This window comes from Caulobacter sp. 05T431 (assembly GCF_056665975.1).
Window position 1 is genome coordinate 1 of sequence record NZ_JBFTKU010000196.1, and the last position, 354, is coordinate 354.

Sequence of the window (354 nt, forward strand, 5' to 3'; positions counted from 1 at the left end):
CTGCTGGGTTCCCGTCTTTTGTGTCGGGACCTCCCGCAGATGAAGCAGGCTCGACAGGAGGTCGTACTCACCGCCGCGGGAACCGTGCACCTCGAACCGGCGTCGCAGGTAGATGCACTTGATGGCATCATCGCTGGCTGACGAAATATTGGAGTCGCATACCTGGGAGAACGTATTGATGTCGTTGGCCTCGATGGGCTTCTCGCTCACCAGACCTGCCCGGCCGCTAAGGAAGTGCACAGCAGGATCTGCCGCCGTGAACTGACCCGACGTTCCGGTCAGCACGATGTCTACGGCCGGTTCGATATCGTGAGTAAGAAGAAGCGATGTTACATCGCGGAGACTGTTCTTACC

At 58.5% G+C, this 354-nt stretch carries 1 protein-coding gene; it reads right to left on the reverse strand.

Annotated features, from left to right (window positions below; all coding sequences use genetic code 11):
• Nucleotides 1–285, reverse strand: a 285-nt coding sequence (locus AC1U89_RS25085) for a hypothetical protein (protein WP_479902321.1), incomplete at its 3' end; no start/stop codon positions are given.
• Nucleotides 286–354: the final 69 nt, after the last annotated feature.